We start from the raw sequence: 16,868 nt of genomic DNA on the forward strand, positions 1-16,868 counted from the left end.
GCCGGCTCACAGCTTTCGCCGCCGCCGCCGGAATAGGCGCGCGCGGGTCAGACTGATCTTCGAAGAAAAGGGTGGGAGGCTGGCACGGTGACCCGTGCCGCGACTCGTTGGGGCTGCTTCCTTCCGGACCTGACCCGGTTGGCGAGTGGCTCGTCCACCACCAACCTCCCGAGCCCTATATCGTGATTTTCATGGCCGGATGCAAGGAGAAATCCTGAAAATCCGGCTCAGGCACCAGCCCCCTGTCCGGGCTCCGCGGCGGCGCGGGCCCGCAACTCCCTGCGAATGATCTTGCCGGTCGTCGTCATCGGCAGGCTGTCGACAAAGGCGATCTCGCGCGGGTACTCGTGCGCGGCGAGCCGCGACTTGACGAATTCCTGCAGTTCCCTTGCCAGGGCAGCCGACGCCGCGTGTCCTTCCGCCAGCACCACATAGGCCTTGACGATCTCGGTGCGGGTCGCATCCGGCTTGCCGATCACGCCGGCCATGGCGACGGCCTCGTGGCCGATCAGGCAGTCCTCGATCTCGCCTGGACCGATGCGGTATCCTGACGAGGTGATGACATCGTCGTCGCGGCCCACGAAGCGCAACCAGCCTTCCGCGTCCCTCACGCCCATGTCGCCGGTCAGAAGGTAGTCGCCGGCGAATTTCGCTTCCGTTGCCTCGCGGTTGTTCCAGTAGCCCAGGAACATGACCGGGTCGCCGCGCCGCACGCTGATGTTGCCCTGGGTTCCGTCCGGCACAGGGGTGCCGTGCGCGTCGACGACGGCGACCTCATGTCCGGGAGCGGCACGTCCCATGATGCCCGGCCGCGCCGGCATCAGCGCCGCGCAGGAGGACACGATCATGTTGCACTCGGTCTGACCGTAGAACTCGTTGATGGTGACGCCGAAGACGCGGCGTCCCCACTCGACAAGCTCGCTGCCCAGCGTTTCGCCGCCGCTGGCGATGGTGCGCATCCGCAGATCGAGGTCTGCCGGCGGATCGCCGGCGGCCCTCATCATTTTCAAGGCGGTCGGCGGAAGGAAGGCATTGCGCACGCCTTCCTCCGAGATCAGCCGGAACGCGGCGTCCGCCGTGAATTTCGCGAAGCGGCAGGCAACGACCGTGACGCCGTGATGGAGCGCGGGCATCAGCACGTCGAGAAGACCGCCGATCCAGGCCCAGTCGGCCGGCGTCCAGATCCGGTCTCCGGGGCGGGGAAACAGGTCGTGGCTCATTTCGACGCCGGGCAGGTGGCCGAGCAGCACCCGGTGGGCATGCAGCGCGCCTTTCGGCTGGCCGGTGGTTCCCGACGTGTAGATGATGATCGCCGGATCGTCGGCGCGGGTCTCGGCCGGCGTGAACTCCGCCGGCAGTGTGGCCGCCTCGGCGTGCAGGTCGACGGTCGAGGCGTCGCTGCCGTCGATCCGGTAGACCATTGAGAGCTCCGGCAGGTCGTCGCGGATCCCCGCAAGCTTGGCCGCCCCGGCCCTGTTGGTGACCACCGCCTTCGCGCCGGAATTGCCGAGCCGGTAGGCGAGGGCCTCCTCGCCGAACAGCATGAAAAGGGGAATGGTGACGGCGCCGAGCTTCAGCGCCGCGATATGCGCTGCTGCTGTCTCCTTCGCCTGCGGAAGCAGCACCGCCACGCGGTCGCCGCGCCTGACGCCGTCGCGTTGGAAAAGATTGGCGATCCGGTTCGACAGCGCCTTGAGATCGGCGAAGGTGACCTCCTCGCGGGCGCCGTCCTCGCCGATGCAGACAAGCGCGATCCGCTCCGGGTCGGTGTCCGCCCACTTGTCGCAGATGTCGACGCCGATATTGTAGCGCTCCGGCACGTTCCACTCGAAACGGGCGACAAGCTCCTCGTAGGTTTTTGCGTCGGCCAGCATCGTCATCTCCCCCCGAACAGCCGGATCATTGGTTGATCAATGATCGGGTTCCGTCTTTCGCATGCAATGGGCCGCCGGCGCCGTCAACGGGAAAAGCGCTGTCAGTTCCGGGCTGGCGCCGCCGTTCGCGGTGGCTATAGTGCGCAAGACCAGACCGTTGTTCCAGGTTTTGCCGCATGGCCGTCCGGGCCAATCGACCGTCAGGGGGTGTCATGAGTGCCTTTCAGCCAGACCCGCGCCTTGTCGGCGACAGCGTTCCCGTCTGTGACCTTCCGCTCTGCACGGTCCGGCTGATGCGGGACGGTCGCTTCGACTGGCTGCTGCTGGTTCCGCGCCAGGCCGGTCTCATCGAGATCGTCGATCTGGACGAGGCGGACCAGTTGCGCCTGATGCAGGAGATTGCCATTGCAAGCCGCGTGCTGAAGACGGAAACGGGCTGCGACAAGCTCAACGTCGCAGCGCTGGGCAACATGGTGCCCCAGCTGCATGTCCACGTGATCGCCCGCCGGAAAGACGATCCGGCCTGGCCCGGACCCGTCTGGGGTGTGGGCCAGGCGGTTGCCCGCCCCGAGACCGGGCAGCAGGAGCTGGTCGAGCGGTTGGCGGCCGCTTTCTCCGGGGCGGTCCGATGACCCGCCTTGCGGACCGATAGCCCCTCAGGCACCAAGATTGCATCCCCCTCCTTTGCACAATCCTCCCGGAAAGCCCTACATGACCGACCCGCATGCCCTTGGCTTTGCCTATCACGGCAACCCCCTCGACCGCCTCTCGGAGCATCGCGGCGATGACCGCTGGTTCGCCGCGCATCTGCAGGGCGCCGCGGCACGCTTCGTCTTTCTGTGCGAGGGGCGCCCGCTTGTCGGGATTGCCGAGCATCCTCTCTCCATTCTGCACGGCCGCGATACCGGAGCAGGTTTCTCGCCGCGCGAGGGCGAGGTCGTTCTGCTCGGCTTCGATGGCGAGGGTGCGCCGGTCTTTGCCGTGCCGCTGGATGCGAGCGCCGAGGAGGTCGAGGCCGCGGCACCTGCCGGCCTGAAGCTGATCGATATCCGCTCGCTTGCGCTGCAGGATGCTCTGGCGCCCGGGCATCTCGGCATTCTGGCGCAGGCGAGCGCGCTTCTTCACTGGCATGCGACACACCGCCACTGCTCGCGCTGCGGGGCCGAAAGCGTCATGAAGCAAGGGGGCTACAGGCGTGATTGCCCCTCCTGTGGCGGCCTGCATTTTCCGCGTACGGACCCGGTGGCCATCATGCTGGTGGCCGATGGAGACGACTGCCTGATGGGACGCCCGCCCCGTCTTGCCGAGGGGGTGTTCTCCACGCTCGCCGGCTTCATCGAGCCGGGCGAGACGATCGAGGAGGCCGTCCGCCGGGAAGTCTTCGAAGAGGCGGGCATTCGCGTTGGCCGGGTGGACTATCACGCGAGCCAGCCCTGGCCGTTTCCTGCCTCGCTGATGATCGGCTGTCACGGGGTCGCGACAAGCCGGGACGTCACCATGGACGAAAGCGAACTGGAGGCCTGTCGCTGGTTCCCGCGCGAGGAGGTACTGGCAATGCTCGAGGACCGTCATCCGCAAGGGCTGAAGGTGCCGCCGCCGCTTTCCATCGCGCATTGGCTGATTCGCAACTGGGCGGAGCGCACGGACGTTTCCGCATGATTCCTCCCCGCGGCGACTGCATCTATCTCACCCATCCGCAGGTCGAGATCGATCCGGCCGTGCCGGTGCCGGACTGGGGACTGTCCGAGGCCGGTTTCCGGCGCGCCCGGGCCGGCGCGGTTCTTCCGGACTTCTCCAGGGTGCGCCATGTCGTCTCCAGTGCGGAGCGCAAGGCGCGCCAGACAGCGGAGATTCTGGCCGGTCATCTCGGCCTGACGATCATTGTTGACGAACTGATGCACGAGAACGACCGCTCCGCGACCGGGTTCCTGCCTCCGCCGGAGTTCGAGAGCGTTGCCGATCGCTTCTTCGCCTCTCCCGACGAGAGCGTGCGCGGCTGGGAGACGGCGCGCGCCGCCCAGACGCGGATATGTGGGCGGGTCCTTGCCCATCTGGACAGGATTCCGGCGGATGAGACGGTGCTCTTCGTCGGACATGGCGGTGTCGGCACTCTGCTCAAGTGCCATGTTGGCGGGTTGGCGATCGATCGTCGTCACGACCAACCGCCGGGCGGCGGCGGATGCTTTTTCGCGTTTCCCCGCGCAGCGCTCGCTGATTGCAACGCCGGCGGGCTCGACTGGCGTTCGATTGCCGACTGTTGAAAGGTCCGGCGCGGCCCTGTCCCGGCCTGCCGTCTTGCGGAGTGCCGGTCCGCCACCTACGTGAACGCTGTCACCTCTATCGTCAGGACCGAATCGCACCATGATTTCAGCTGCATTGCGTGCCCTTTCCCAGATCTTCGAGCCTCCTCTCAGGGCGATCTTCTGGAAAACGCTCGGCTACACGCTGGTGCTGCTGGTTCTGGTGTGGGCGGCACTGAACGGTGCGGTGGCGACGCTGGTCACCCTGCCATATCCTTGGCTGGAAACGGCGCTTTCCCTGTTGACGGGCATCGGCGCAATCTTCCTGCTCGGATTTCTGGTCGCGCCGGTCACGGCCATCATCGCCGGCATCCTGCAGGACGAGATCGCCGACGTGGTGGAGAAGGGCGACTATCCCGCCGATTCGCCCGGGCGCGCGATGCCATTGTCGAAGGCCTTGCCGCAGGCGATCAAGTTCGCCGGGATCGTGATTGCCGGCAACCTGCTGGCGCTGCTGCTGCTTCTCGTTCCAGGTGTCAACCTGATCGCGTTCTTCGTCGTCAACGGCTATCTGCTGGGCCGCGAATTCTTCGAGTTCGCCGCAATGCGGTTCCGGTCCCCGGAAGAGGCCAGGGCGTTGCGCCGCGCCCACTCGGGAACCGTGTTCATGGGAGGCCTGGTCATTGCCGGTTTTCTCGCCGTGCCGCTCCTGAACCTGCTGACGCCCATTTTCGCCACCGTCATGATGGTGCATCTCAACAAGCGACTTACCTATAGGTAAGGCTTGGCCTGGCTTTCTCCGTCTGCCCGGCCTGCGGCAGCGGTGAAAAGACTCCACCGGCTTCTCCGATAGGATATTTTGACGTTCCCGCCCGATGGGTTTAGAAGGCGGGTACACAAGGCCCTGATTTAGCTAACGTTTACGTAAGCGTAAGCCGATTGGGGAGACGGGAGAACAGTCCATGTCGGATGTCGGGATGAAAAACAGCCGGCCCCTTTCGCCGCATCTCCAGATCTACAAACCCATCCTCACAATGGTCATGTCGATCCTGCACCGCATCACCGGTGCGGCGCTGTATTTCGGCACGATCCTTCTCGCCTGGTGGCTTGTCGCCGCGGCGGCCGGTCCCGATTATTTCGAGTTCGTCAACGAGCTCTACGGGTCGATCCTCGGGCGCCTCGTGCTGTTCGGCTTCACCTGGGCGCTGGTTCATCACATGCTTGGCGGCATGCGGCATTTCATCTGGGACATGGGCCACGGCTTCGGAACGGAGGCGCGCGAATGGCTTGCCCGTGCGACGATCATCGGTTCCGTCATCCTGACGATCCTGCTTTGGATCGTCGGCTATGCCGTACGCTGAGGGAGGCACAACCATGACTGACATGCGTACCCCGCTTTCCCGCGTTCGCGGTCTCGGCTCGGCAAAGGACGGCACCACCCATTTCTGGCGCCAGCGCGTCACGGCCGTCGCCAACGTCTTCCTGATCTCCTTCTTCGTGATTCTCGTCGTCGCCCTGCAGGGCGGGGACCACGCCTCGGTGACCTCCGCGCTCGGCAATCCGCTGGTCGCGATCCTGCTGCTGCTGGTGATCCTGTCGGGCATCTATCACATGAAGCTCGGCATGCAGGTGATCATCGAGGATTACCTTCACGGCGAGGCGCTGAAGCTGCTGGCGTTGATGGGCAACACCTTCTTCTCGGTATTCGTCGGCCTTGCGTCGGTCTTTGCCGTTCTCAAGATCAGCTTCGGAGGCTGAAAACATGGCAGGACAAGCCTATTCCTTTGTCGATCACCGCTATGACGTGGTGGTCGTGGGGGCCGGCGGCGCGGGCCTTCGGGCGACGCTCGGCATGGCCGAGCAGGGTCTGAAGACCGCCTGCATCTCCAAGGTCTTCCCGACCCGTTCGCATACGGTGGCGGCGCAGGGCGGCATCGCCGCAAGCCTGCAGAACATGACGCCCGACTGCTGGCAGTGGCACATGTACGACACCGTCAAGGGCTCCGACTGGCTCGGCGACACCGACGCGATGGAATATCTCGCGCGGGAGGCGCCCAAGGCTGTCTACGAGCTCGAGCACTACGGCGTGCCCTTCTCGCGCACCGAGGACGGCCGCATCTACCAGCGTCCCTTCGGCGGTCACATGCAGAATTACGGCGACGGTCCTCCGGTGCAGCGCACCTGTGCTGCCGCGGACCGTACCGGCCACGCCATCCTGCACACGCTCTACGGCCAGTCGCTCCGGCACAATGCCGAGTTCTTCATCGAGTATTTCGCCCTCGACCTGATCATGTCCGAGGACGGCGTCTGTCAGGGCGTCATCGCCTGGAACCTCGATGACGGAACCATCCACCGTTTCTCCGCCAAGATGGTCGTCCTGGCGACCGGCGGTTACGGCCGCGCCTATTTCTCGGCGACCTCCGCCCATACCTGCACCGGCGATGGCGGCGGCATGGTTGCGCGTGCCGGCCTGCCGCTTCAGGACATGGAGTTCGTCCAGTTCCATCCGACCGGCATCTACGGCGCCGGTTGCCTCATCACCGAGGGCGCACGCGGCGAGGGCGGCTATCTGGTCAATTCCGAGGGCGAGCGCTTCATGGAGCGTTATGCACCCTCGGCCAAGGACCTCGCCTCTCGCGACGTGGTCTCGCGCTGCATGACGATGGAGATCCGTGACGGCCGGGGTGTCGGCAAGAACAAGGATCACATCTTCCTGCATCTCGACCACCTGGATCCGGGCATTCTCGCGGAGCGCCTGCCGGGCATCTCGGAATCGGCGAAGATCTTCGCCGGCGTCGACGTGACCAAGGAGCCGATCCCGGTCCTGCCGACGGTCCACTACAACATGGGCGGCGTGCCGACCAACTACTGGGGCGAGGTGCTCAATCCGACCAAGGACGATCCGAGCGCCATCCAGCCGGGCCTGATGGCCGTCGGCGAGGCGGGCTGTGCTTCGGTGCACGGCGCCAACCGTCTCGGATCCAACTCGCTGATCGATCTTGTCGTCTTCGGCCGTGCCGCCGCGATCAGGGCGGGCGAGGTCGTCGACCGCAAGTCGGCCGTGCCGACGCCGAACGAGGCGAGCTGCGAGAAGGTCATGGCGCGCTTCGACAGGCTCCGTCATGCCGACGGCTCCACGCCGACGGCGCAGCTGCGCGAGAAGATGCAGCGCGCCATGCAGGAGGATGCCGCCGTGTTCCGGACCCAGGAGAGCCTGGAGCAGGGCTGCCAGCGCATTTCCGCGATCTGGGGCGAGCTTGCCGATCTCAAGGTGAGCGACCGCTCGATGATCTGGAACTCCGACCTTGTCGAGACGCTGGAGCTTGAAAACCTGATGGCCAATGCCATCACCACGGTTTACGGCGCCGAGGCGCGCAAGGAGAGCCGCGGGGCGCATGCGCGCGAGGACTTCAAGGACGGTCCGCTGGGCGGGCGCGACGACGACAACTGGCGCAAGCACACGCTTGCCTGGGTCGCCGAGGACGGAACGACGACGCTGGACTATCGCCCGGTCGTCACCGAGCCGCTGACGACCTTCGAGGAAGGCGGCATCGACCCGAAGAAGATCGCGCCGAAGGCGCGCGTCTACTGAGGCAGGGCCGCGACAGAGAGCAGGAACCCGTTGGGCACATGACGGCGACAGGCATCGCGATCGACACGACCTCGCCCTTCGGCACCTATGGTGCCGAGGGTCTGGCCAGGTTTGCCTGGGCGCTTGCCGACCGCCACGAGATGGCTGCGGGTTTGCGAAAACGCGTGCGTACGCTGGTGTCGCGGATCTGGGCGGGCCCCTATGACACGGAAGCGGACGGGCTTCGCTTTCGTCTCTATCCCGGCTCGAACTATGACGACCGAAAGATCATGGCCAGGCGGCGCCTGCCGGAGCGCGCCGAGCACGACATGCTCGCGCGTCATCTGGTCAAGGGGACGGTCTTTGTCGACATCGGGGCCAATATCGGCAGCTATGCGCTCCAGGCGGCACGGCGGGGTGCGCAGGTGCTGGCGGTCGAGGCCAATCCGGAGACTGCGGGGCGGCTGGCGTTCAACGTCGCAGCCAATCGTCTCGACGAGATCGTCGTTGCGACCGTTGCCGTCGGCGAGGCTCCCGGAACGATGCAGCTGTGGAGCGAGCCGACGAATTGCGGTTTCGCGACGCTGGTCGAGGATCTGACAACAGGCGAGTGGGCCGGGGACTGGTCACCGCGCACCGTGACCGTGCGTCCGCTGGCGAACCTTCTTGCCGCGCACGGGATCGGCCGTGTCGACGTGCTCAAGGTCGATGTCGAAGGCTTCGAGGATCGCGTCCTCCTGCCCTATCTGCAGGACTGCGATCCCGGCCTGTTGCCTCGGGCGGTGCTGCTCGAGACGAATTGCCGGGAGCACTGGGCGCGGGACTGCCTCGCCGTTCTTGCCGGCCTGGGCTACGCCGTCGAAGGCGAGACAATGGACAACATGCTTTTCGGGCGCGCCGCCTGAAAGGCCGAATGCAAACCAGAACGAATGGCCTGCCTTGCGGACGGGCCGAAACGCGGAGCGACGAGATATGGTACAGCTGACGCTTCCCAAGAATTCCCAGGTTGCCGAAGGCAAGGTCTGGGACAAGCCGGCCGGCGCCAATCACCTGCACGAGTTCCGCATCTACCGCTGGAACCCGGATGACGGCCGCAATCCGCGGGTCGACACCTACTTCATCGACCGTGACGATTGCGGGCCGATGGTTCTCGACGGGCTCATCTACATCAAGGACAAGATCGACCCGACGCTGACATTCCGCCGGTCCTGTCGCGAGGGCATTTGCGGGTCGTGCGCGATGAATATCGACGGCACCAACACGCTCGCCTGTACCCGGGGCATGGAAGAGATCGGCGAAAAGCCGGTGAAGATCTACCCTCTGCCGCACATGCCGGTGGTCAAGGACCTGGTTCCCGACCTGACGCGTTTCTATGCCCAGCACCGCTCGATCGAGCCCTGGCTGCAGACGACGACGCCGGCTCCCGAAAAGGAATGGCGGCAGAGCCACGACGACCGGGCCAAACTCGACGGTCTCTACGAGTGTATCCTGTGCGCCTGCTGTTCCACGTCCTGCCCGAGTTACTGGTGGAACGGCGACCGCTATCTCGGCCCGGCCGTCCTGCTGCAGGCCTATCGCTGGCTGATCGATTCGCGCGACGAGGCCACCGGCGAGCGCCTCGACAATCTCGAGGACCCGTTCCGCCTCTATCGCTGCCACACGATCATGAACTGCAGCCAGGCCTGCCCGAAGGGGCTCAACCCGGCCAAGGCGATCGCCGAGATCAAGAAGATGATGGTCGAGCGCCGCTACTGACCGGGTTTCCGGCCGATACGGGAGTTGGAAGGGCGGCCGGTGTGCCGCCTTTCGCTTTTCTGCTCAGAAGTGAACCGAGAGACCGCCGCGCACAAGGTCGACATCGCCGCCATAAGTGCAACCCTCTCGTCGCCTCGTTGCTCAGCTCCACACCGGGCTGGTGAAGATCGCCACGCTTGCCGCGAAACCGACGGCCCAGGCGAGCGAACGCGGGGTGGAGCGATCCGTCCAGTAGCAGAAGACAAAGATTGCCCGCGCGCCGATGAAGAGCCCGGCGAGGTTGTCGATCCACTCAGCATTGCCGCCCTGCCAGAGCCCGGTGACGACCGCGACGGCGAACAGCGGGAAGGCTTCGTAACCGTTCGCCTGCGCCGCTGCCGCCCGGGCCCGGAAACCGTCTTTCCAGAAGTCCGGATCGCGTGGCTTCGCGTTGTCGAACTCCTTCGTCAGCTTGGCCGGGAAGGCCGACAGGATTGGCAGGATCGCGGCGGCGAGTACGCACCACAGGGCGAAAGGCATCGGCGGGTTCCTCACTGGACTTGTGCTGGTGCGGACACGGGGTCCGTACCTCCGGCCATGCCTTGCGGCGTTGTGACTGTCGGGTCAAGCCGAAAGGAGACTTGATCCAGAACAAGGCGCGAACCCTCGCGTTCGCTATCGTCCGGCCCGTCGAAAACCGAACGGAGTTCCCCGAAAATGGCCGTGAGCGACTGGCAGGCTTTCATCGAGCAGACGGACGGGCGGATGGGCGCGTTGCGGTCCGGTATTCCGGGCGTTGCGAAAGGATTTCAGGACATCGCGCGTTCAGCGATTGGCGCCGGCGCGCTTGACAGCAGAACCAAGGAACTCATCGCGCTTGCCATCGGCATTGCCGCACGGTGCGACGGATGCCTTGCCTATCACGCGAAGGCCGCGGCGAAATACGGCGCCACCCGCGAGGAGGTGATGGAGACGATCGGGGTCGCCGTCTACATGGGGGGCGGGCCGTCGATGATCTACGGCGCGGAGGCGCTGGCGGCCTTCGACAGTTTTGCGGAGGCTTGAAAACGGTCCTTTCCTCCTGCCACGGGATCGCCGCGATTTGGCCCGGAAGTGTTTGGCGGCTCGTCACATTGCCGTTTCGAAGCCCGCGTATCACCTGCGCTTGCGCCGGGGGGCGATTCGAAATCACCACGGACAAAGGCTCCGGCCAGCGCCAGTCGCGCACCGGAGCCGGGCGGATCCTGCATCGCCTGCGTCATGCGGCGGTCGCGATCCAAGGAGTGACGATGTCGGTAAATGTCCTGTTCCTGTGCGACGACAACGCGCGTCTCAGCCCGATGGCCGAGGCCTATCTCAACGTGGACCCCTCTCGCGGCCTGCGGGCTTTTTCCGCAGGCCTTTCGCCTGCGCCGGATCTTGCCGAAGGTGTTGGCAAGACCCTGGCCGCACACGGACTGCCGCTGACCGGCCTGCAGCCGAAAAGCTGGCGGCTCTTCACTCTGCCGCACGCGCCCGTCCCCGATGTCGTCGTCGGGCTTACACCGGCGGCCCTGGTGGCGACGACCCGTGCCTGGCCCGCCCACACGCGACTGGTCGACTGGGGCCTTGGCACGCGCGCAACGACGCTGGTCGGGCGCGAGGCGCTGCGCGACGCTTTCCATGAGATCCGCCGCCGGATCAACCGGGCCATCGACGAGCAGAGCTTCCGGCATTCCGGCTTTCGCCGCATTGCCTGACTGGCCGGCGGTTAGCGTCCCGCCGGACGACGGCCGGTGTCGGTGAAGGCGCCGATCACGCCGAAGGCGTCGGCAATCTGCTCGCGGGCAAGGCTGAAAAACGAGAACGAGCGCGGCTCGATGCGGCCGATGATGTCGCCCATCTCGAAGGTGAGATCCGCTGTGAACTTCCGTGCCAGCTGCTGCATGGCACGGTTGGTTGCCAGGCAATTCATGTAGATGTGCCGGCAGCCGCGATTGCGCGCCGCGATCAGCGTCAGTTCCATCAGCCGCGTCCCGACGCCGGTCTGCTGGCTGCCGCTTTCGACGGAAAACGCGGCCTCGGCCGTCTCGCCATCACTGAACGAACGAAGCTCCGCCACTGCGCGCAGATGCCCGTCAACGAAATAGCCGTGAATCATCGTTCCCAGCGTAAAGCTTGTATCGGCATAGCAGCGTAGGAACGCATCGCTCGCCGGCATGGCGAAACGGGCGCGGCGCGCCTGCGGATCGAGCCGCAACAGGTGGTCGCGAAAAAGCGGCTGGTCCGCGAATGTCAGTTTTCGGTAGTAGCCGGTCTGCGGCTTTTCGCTTGAATGAGGCATGCGATGCTCCTGAAGGATAGGCACCGCTCCTTGGGGTCTCCCCAGACCAGATCCCTTGCTAGGCGCGACTTGCGGCGGATTCGTGGCGATCCGGGGCATCCCGGGTGGCATTTCCTGCAGGCCGCGGGTCATTATTTGGACCCAATTGCCTGCCCATTGGAAACGCGTCAACCATTTGGTCACCAAAACCGACAAGAATCATGACGGTTGGTGCCATGACATCGCGGGCAGGTCGACCGGGACACCGGGCCCGGTCCAACTTGGCTTCCGGAAGCCGGTTTGCGTGTCATGGCAAGCAGATGATGCCCCGCCCGGCTCGGGTCGCGCACTGTGAAACCGTGTGAAGCCAGAACGAGCAAGGACAGACAGAACATGATCCGTTCCGCCCAGCATAGCGCACCCCTGGCAGCCATGCTCTGCCTCACCGTGGCGCTGGCCGGCTGTCAGCGCCTTGGGTACGGAAGCCGCAGCGCGCCGCTCCCGGCAACGCCCACCGCGCCTGTTGCCAGCCAGTCGCTGGAGCCGCTGCAACCCCTTGATCCGGCCTACGGCCAGCCTGGAACCGGTGTCGACGGCGCGCCGCTTGGTGACACCGGCACCCAGGTTGCCGGTGTCGATCCGACAGCCGGTGCCTCCGGCGCTCCGCCTGCCGGCGCGCGCGAAATCGGTCGCAGCGACATGCTCGGCGGATGGTCGCTTGCCTCCGGCTCCGACAATTGCAAGCTCTTCATGACGCTGACCACCTGGAGCGGCGGCTATCGCGCCAACTCCCGCGGTTGCGCGTCTCCGCAGATGCAGACGATCTCCGCCTGGGACCTGCAGGGCAAGCAGGTGCTGCTCAAGGACAACAGCGGCACCACGGTTGCGGAACTTTATGCGACCGGCGCGGAAAGCTTCTCCGGTCGCACGACGTCCGGTGCGCCTGTCCAGGTGTTCCGCTAGGAAATCCGACGCAGGGCCCGCACGGCCGAGCGGCCGGGGCGGCCCGAGACTGGGAGGGGAGGCATGTCGGTCTGGCCGATACTTGCAGATGACGAGCTGCCGGCGCGTTCCGCCGCGGTCGTCGCCGATATCAGGGCGACGCGAAACACTGACTTCATCAACAATTTCTGGCGGGTTCTTGCCAACGATCCGAAGCTCCTGGAGCGCACCTGGTCCAGCCTGAGGGAGGTCATGGGCCCTGGCTCGATCGATCCGCTGACCAAGGAGATGCTCTACGTCGCGGTGTCGATCGTCAATGGCTGCGAATATTGCATTCGCTCGCATACGGCGGCGGCAAGGGCCAAGGGCATGAGCGAGGAGCAGCTCGGCGAACTGCTTGCGATCGTCGGCATGGCGAGCGAGACGAACAGGCTGGCGACCGGGTTGCAGGTGCCGGTGGACCCGCAGTTTCTGCCAGAGGCAAAGGACTAGACACGGGTCCGGGCGCTGCTCCTGCGCCGGCCGCAGGCGTCCGGTCGTTGCCGGGCTCGCAAGGCGCGCCTCCCAATGGTGTTGCCTGCGGACCCGGGCTTGCGCTATCAGCGCCGCACCGGGCCCGGCACCTCGCATCGCGGGCCGTCCGGACAAGCTGTCTCCCGTTTCTCCGAAGGGTCACATCGACATGAGTGCGACGCCGTCAGTCCGGACAATCCCGATCGCGCATACGGTTGCGGGCCGCTACGACGCCCTCGTCGAGGCCGGCGAGATAGAACGGGACATGGCGCAGACCGAGGTCGTTGCGGCGCTTGACCGGTTGAATGAACTGCTCGCCGAGACCGGCCCGGCTTCGAAGAAGAGCGCGCTTGGCTGGCTGTTCGGAAAGCGCGGCGCGAGCCGCGAGCCGGTCAAGGGGCTCTATGTCTGGGGCAAGGTCGGCCGCGGCAAGACCATGCTGATGGACCTGTTCTTCGACATCGCCGTGACGAAGAAGAAGCGGCGCGTCCATTTTCACGAGTTCATGGCCGATGTGCACGAACGCGTCCACCGGGTCCGGGCGGCGATCCGCGACGGCAAGATGAGCGGCGACGACCCGATCCCGCCGGTTGCCTCCGAGATTTCCGGCGAGACGCGGCTGCTGTGTTTCGACGAATTCACGGTGACCGATATCGCCGATGCGATGATCCTCGGCCGGCTGTTCACCAAGCTTTTCGAGCGCGGCGTGATCGTGGTCGCGACATCGAATGTCGATCCGGACGATCTTTATCGCGACGGCCTCAACCGGGGGCATTTCCTCGGCTTCGTCGAGCTTCTGAAAACGCGGGTCGACGTCGTCTGCCTCGATGCGCGCACCGACTACCGGCTGGAGAAGCTTGCCGGGGCACCGCTCTATATCTCGCCGCTGGGTCCGGAGGCCGACAAGGGGATCGAGACCCTGTGGCGGAAGCTGACGCACGGCCTGCAGCCCCATTCCGAGGAGCTTGAGGTCAAGGGGCGGCGTATTCCGATATCGCGCACGGCAGCCGGCGTCGCACGCTTTACCTTTGCGGAACTTTGCGAGCAGCCGCTCGGCGCGGCCGACTATCAGCGGCTTGCCCTGTCGTATCACACCTTCGTCGTCGAGGAGGTGCCTGTCATGGACCTGGCGCAGCGCAACGCGGCCAAGCGCTTTATCAACCTCGTCGACACGCTCTACAACAACCGCAGCAAGCTGATCGTTTCCGCCGCAACAGAGCCGGAAGGCCTCTATGTGGCCACGAGCGGGACGGAGTCGTTCGAGTTCCAGCGGACCGTCTCGCGCCTTGTCGAGATGCGCTCGCAGGACTGGCTCAGCGACGAGGCGTAGGCCGTCCCGGGGAGGGGCTATTCCTTCGATTAGCTTGCACCCCGGCGCCAAAGGGTTTAGTGCCATGCGCGACCGTTGGGAACGGTCCATGCTCCATTTTACGTAAAGGGAAGCAACAGGATATGGCTCGGAACAAGATCGCTTTGATCGGCGCGGGACAGATTGGCGGCACGCTCGCCCACCTCGCCGGCCTGAAGGAACTCGGCGACATCGTCCTTTTCGACATTGCCGAAGGCACGCCCCAGGGCAAGGCGCTCGACCTTGCCGAATCCTCGCCCGTCGACGGCTTCGATGCGAACCTGTCGGGCGCCAATTCCTACGAGGCGATTGCCGGCGCCGATGTCGTGATCGTCACGGCCGGCGTGCCGCGCAAGCCCGGCATGAGCCGCGACGACCTGCTTGAGATCAACCTCAAGGTGATGGAGCAGGTGGGCGCGGGCCTCAAGGCGCATGCGCCGAACGCCTTCGTCATCTGCATCACCAACCCGCTCGACGCGATGGTCTGGGCCCTGCAGAAGTTCTCCGGCCTGCCGGCGAACAAGGTGGTCGGCATGGCCGGCGTTCTCGACAGCGCCCGCTTCCGCTACTTCCTGGCCGAGGAATTCAAGGTCTCCGTCGAGGACGTGACGGCCTTCGTGCTCGGCGGCCACGGCGACACCATGGTGCCGCTGACGCGCTATTCGACCGTTGCCGGCATCCCGCTCCCCGATCTGGTCAAGATGGGCTGGTGCACGGCCGAGCGCCTAGAAGAAATCGTCCAGCGCACCCGTGACGGCGGTGCCGAGATCGTCGGCCTGCTGAAGACCGGTTCGGCGTTCTACGCCCCGGCTTCCTCGGCGATCGCCATGGCCGAGAGCTATCTCAAGGACAAGAAGCGCGTGCTGCCCTGCGCCGCGCATCTGGATGGCCAGTACGGTCTCAACGACACCTATGTCGGCGTTCCGGTGGTTATCGGCGCGGGTGGCGTCGAGCGTGTCATCGAGATCGAGATGAACGGTGACGAGAAGGCGATGTTCGACAAGTCCATCGCCTCCGTCGACGGCCTCGTCGAGGCCTGCAAGAAGATCCAGCCGGCTCTTGCCTGACGTCGCTTTCGGGAGGCCCTTCGGCCTCCCGTTTTGCATGACGCCAACCCTCTTTCAAACTATCCGGGGGATAGACGCATGAATATCCACGAATACCAGGCCAAAGAGGTCCTCAAGTCCTTCGGTGCGCCGGTGGCCAACGGGGTCGCAATCTTTTCCGCCGACGAGGCCGAAACCGCCGCGAAGCAGCTTCCCGGTCCACTCTGGGTGGTAAAGTCGCAGATCCATGCCGGCGGCCGCGGCAAGGGCAAGTTCAAGGAACTCGGCCCTGACGCCAAGGGCGGTGTTCGCCTCGCCTTCTCGATCGACGAAGTCAAGGCGCACGCGACCGACATGCTCGGCAACACGCTGGTGACCGCGCAGACCGGCGATGCCGGCAAGGTCGTCAACCGCCTCTACATCGAGGACGGCGCCGACATCGAGAGCGAGCTGTATCTTTCCATCCTCGTCGACCGCACTGTCGGCCGTCCGGCCTTTGTCGTCTCGACCGAGGGCGGCATGGACATCGAGGCCGTGGCCGAGGAGACACCGGAGAAGATCCACACCCTGCCGATCGACCCGGACACGGGCGTGACGGAAGCCGATGCGGCCAAGCTCTGCGATGCGCTGGAGCTGACCGGTGCGGCGCGCACCGACGGCATGACGCTGTTCCCGATCCTCTACAAGGCCTTTGTCGAAAAGGACATGGCGCTGCTGGAAGTGAACCCGCTGATCGTCATGAAGGACGGTCGCCTGCGCGTTCTCGACGCCAAGGTCTCCTTCGACGGCAACGCGCTGTTCCGCCATGCGGACATCGTCGCCCTGCGCGACGAGACGGAGGAGGACGCCAAGGAGATCGAGGCATCCAAGTATGACCTCGCTTATGTGGCGCTCGAGGGCGACATCGGCTGCATGGTCAACGGCGCCGGCCTTGCCATGGCAACCATGGACATCATCAAGCTCTACGGTGCGGAGCCGGCGAACTTCCTCGATGTCGGCGGTGGCGCCAACAAGGAGAAGGTGACGGCGGCGTTCAAGATCATCACCTCCGATCCGAACGTGAAGGGCATCCTGGTCAACATCTTCGGCGGCATCATGCGCTGCGACGTGATCGCGGAAGGCGTGATCGCGGCCGTGCAGGACGTTGGCCTCAAGGTGCCGCTGGTCGTGCGCCTCGAAGGCACCAATGTCGAGCTTGGCAAGAAGATCATCAACGAGAGCGGTCTCAACGTGATCGCCGCCGATGATCTCGACGACGCCGCGCAGAAGATCGTCAAGGCCGTTAAAGGTTGAGCCAC

General features: G+C 65.2%; 19 protein-coding genes and 1 other RNA gene. 16 read left to right on the forward strand and 4 right to left on the reverse strand.

The features are described from left to right. Positions 1-71: 71 nt before the first annotated feature. An RNA gene (ffs, locus tag ACQY46_RS05180) (signal recognition particle sRNA small type) lies at positions 72-169 on the reverse strand. Between the two features lie 58 nt (positions 170-227). Continuing rightward, positions 228-1,874, reverse strand: coding sequence for an acyl-CoA synthetase (locus ACQY46_RS05185; protein ID WP_428699218.1), 1,647 nt, complete (start codon positions 1,872-1,874; stop codon positions 228-230). 212 nt (positions 1,875-2,086) lie between these two features. On the opposite strand from ACQY46_RS05185, the gene ACQY46_RS05190 reads away from it, so the two are divergent. From ACQY46_RS05190 to ACQY46_RS05230, 9 genes are all read left to right on the forward strand, one after another. After that, complete coding sequence (locus ACQY46_RS05190) at positions 2,087-2,506, forward strand: HIT domain-containing protein (RefSeq protein WP_428699219.1); 420 nt, start codon at positions 2,087-2,089, stop codon at positions 2,504-2,506. 79 nt (positions 2,507-2,585) lie between these two features. Continuing rightward, positions 2,586-3,533 (forward strand): NAD(+) diphosphatase, encoded by a 948-nt coding sequence (nudC, locus tag ACQY46_RS05195; protein ID WP_428699220.1) that lies wholly within the window; start codon positions 2,586-2,588, stop codon positions 3,531-3,533. Beyond that, a complete protein-coding gene (locus tag ACQY46_RS05200) occupies positions 3,530-4,135 on the forward strand; it encodes a histidine phosphatase family protein (protein WP_428699221.1) in 606 nt (201 codons plus the stop codon). The genes nudC and ACQY46_RS05200 overlap by 4 nt, the downstream gene beginning before the upstream one ends. Positions 4,136-4,235: 100 nt before the next feature. After that, entirely contained in the window at positions 4,236-4,895 is a 660-nt protein-coding gene (locus ACQY46_RS05205; protein ID WP_428699222.1) for a sulfate transporter family protein, read from the forward strand. A gap of 196 nt (positions 4,896-5,091) precedes the next feature. Then, positions 5,092-5,475 carry a succinate dehydrogenase, cytochrome b556 subunit gene (gene sdhC, locus ACQY46_RS05210; protein ID WP_428699223.1) on the forward strand — a complete coding sequence of 128 codons (384 nt, stop codon included), beginning with the start codon at positions 5,092-5,094 and terminating at the stop codon, positions 5,473-5,475. 13 nt (positions 5,476-5,488) lie between these two features. Then, entirely contained in the window at positions 5,489-5,872 is a 384-nt protein-coding gene (gene sdhD / locus ACQY46_RS05215) for a succinate dehydrogenase, hydrophobic membrane anchor protein (RefSeq protein ID WP_428699224.1), read from the forward strand. 4 nt (positions 5,873-5,876) lie between these two features. After that, positions 5,877-7,706, forward strand: a complete 1,830-nt coding sequence (sdhA, locus tag ACQY46_RS05220; RefSeq protein ID WP_428699225.1) for a succinate dehydrogenase flavoprotein subunit — start codon at positions 5,877-5,879, stop codon at positions 7,704-7,706. Between the two features lie 38 nt (positions 7,707-7,744). After that, positions 7,745-8,590 (forward strand): FkbM family methyltransferase, encoded by an 846-nt coding sequence (locus ACQY46_RS05225; protein WP_428699226.1) that lies wholly within the window; start codon positions 7,745-7,747, stop codon positions 8,588-8,590. A gap of 67 nt (positions 8,591-8,657) precedes the next feature. Then, positions 8,658-9,440, forward strand: coding sequence for a succinate dehydrogenase iron-sulfur subunit (locus ACQY46_RS05230; RefSeq protein WP_428699227.1), 783 nt, complete (start codon positions 8,658-8,660; stop codon positions 9,438-9,440). A gap of 141 nt (positions 9,441-9,581) precedes the next feature. On the opposite strand, the gene ACQY46_RS05235 is transcribed toward ACQY46_RS05230, so the two are convergent. Continuing rightward, positions 9,582-9,959 (reverse strand): MAPEG family protein, encoded by a 378-nt coding sequence (locus ACQY46_RS05235; RefSeq protein ID WP_428699228.1) that lies wholly within the window; start codon positions 9,957-9,959, stop codon positions 9,582-9,584. Positions 9,960-10,136: 177 nt separating this feature from the next. On the opposite strand from ACQY46_RS05235, the gene ACQY46_RS05240 reads away from it, so the two are divergent. Both ACQY46_RS05240 and ACQY46_RS05245 read left to right on the forward strand, forming a co-directional pair. Next, positions 10,137-10,484 carry a carboxymuconolactone decarboxylase family protein gene (locus ACQY46_RS05240; RefSeq protein ID WP_428699229.1) on the forward strand — a complete coding sequence of 116 codons (348 nt, stop codon included), beginning with the start codon at positions 10,137-10,139 and terminating at the stop codon, positions 10,482-10,484. Between the two features lie 224 nt (positions 10,485-10,708). After that, positions 10,709-11,158, forward strand: a complete 450-nt coding sequence (locus ACQY46_RS05245) for a low molecular weight phosphatase family protein (RefSeq protein ID WP_428699230.1) — start codon at positions 10,709-10,711, stop codon at positions 11,156-11,158. An 11-nt stretch (positions 11,159-11,169) separates the two neighbouring features. Here ACQY46_RS05245 and ACQY46_RS05250 read toward each other — a convergent pair whose 3' ends face one another. Then, entirely contained in the window at positions 11,170-11,742 is a 573-nt protein-coding gene (locus ACQY46_RS05250) for an N-acetyltransferase family protein (RefSeq protein ID WP_428699231.1), read from the reverse strand. A 372-nt stretch (positions 11,743-12,114) separates the two neighbouring features. Here ACQY46_RS05250 and ACQY46_RS05255 point away from each other — a divergent pair, with 372 nt between their 5' ends. The 5 genes from ACQY46_RS05255 to sucC all read left to right on the forward strand — a co-directional run bounded on the left by ACQY46_RS05255 (position 12,115) and on the right by sucC (position 16,863). Further along, the gene (locus ACQY46_RS05255) at positions 12,115-12,684 is read left to right on the forward strand and encodes an AprI/Inh family metalloprotease inhibitor (protein WP_428699232.1); all 570 of its coding nucleotides are present in this window, start codon (positions 12,115-12,117) and stop codon (positions 12,682-12,684) included. A 63-nt stretch (positions 12,685-12,747) separates the two neighbouring features. Further along, positions 12,748-13,155 carry a carboxymuconolactone decarboxylase family protein gene (locus ACQY46_RS05260; RefSeq protein WP_428699233.1) on the forward strand — a complete coding sequence of 136 codons (408 nt, stop codon included), beginning with the start codon at positions 12,748-12,750 and terminating at the stop codon, positions 13,153-13,155. Between the two features lie 190 nt (positions 13,156-13,345). Next, positions 13,346-14,506 (forward strand): cell division protein ZapE, encoded by a 1,161-nt coding sequence (gene zapE, locus ACQY46_RS05265; protein WP_428699234.1) that lies wholly within the window; start codon positions 13,346-13,348, stop codon positions 14,504-14,506. 122 nt (positions 14,507-14,628) lie between these two features. After that, a complete protein-coding gene (gene mdh / locus ACQY46_RS05270; RefSeq protein WP_428699235.1) occupies positions 14,629-15,591 on the forward strand; it encodes a malate dehydrogenase in 963 nt (320 codons plus the stop codon). Positions 15,592-15,669: 78 nt separating this feature from the next. Then, complete coding sequence (gene sucC, locus ACQY46_RS05275; protein WP_428699236.1) at positions 15,670-16,863, forward strand: ADP-forming succinate--CoA ligase subunit beta; 1,194 nt, start codon at positions 15,670-15,672, stop codon at positions 16,861-16,863. Positions 16,864-16,868 lie beyond the last annotated feature (5 nt).

This window comes from Stappia sp., from assembly GCF_965276915.1.
In the GTDB taxonomy this organism is placed as follows: domain Bacteria; phylum Pseudomonadota; class Alphaproteobacteria; order Rhizobiales; family Stappiaceae; genus Stappia.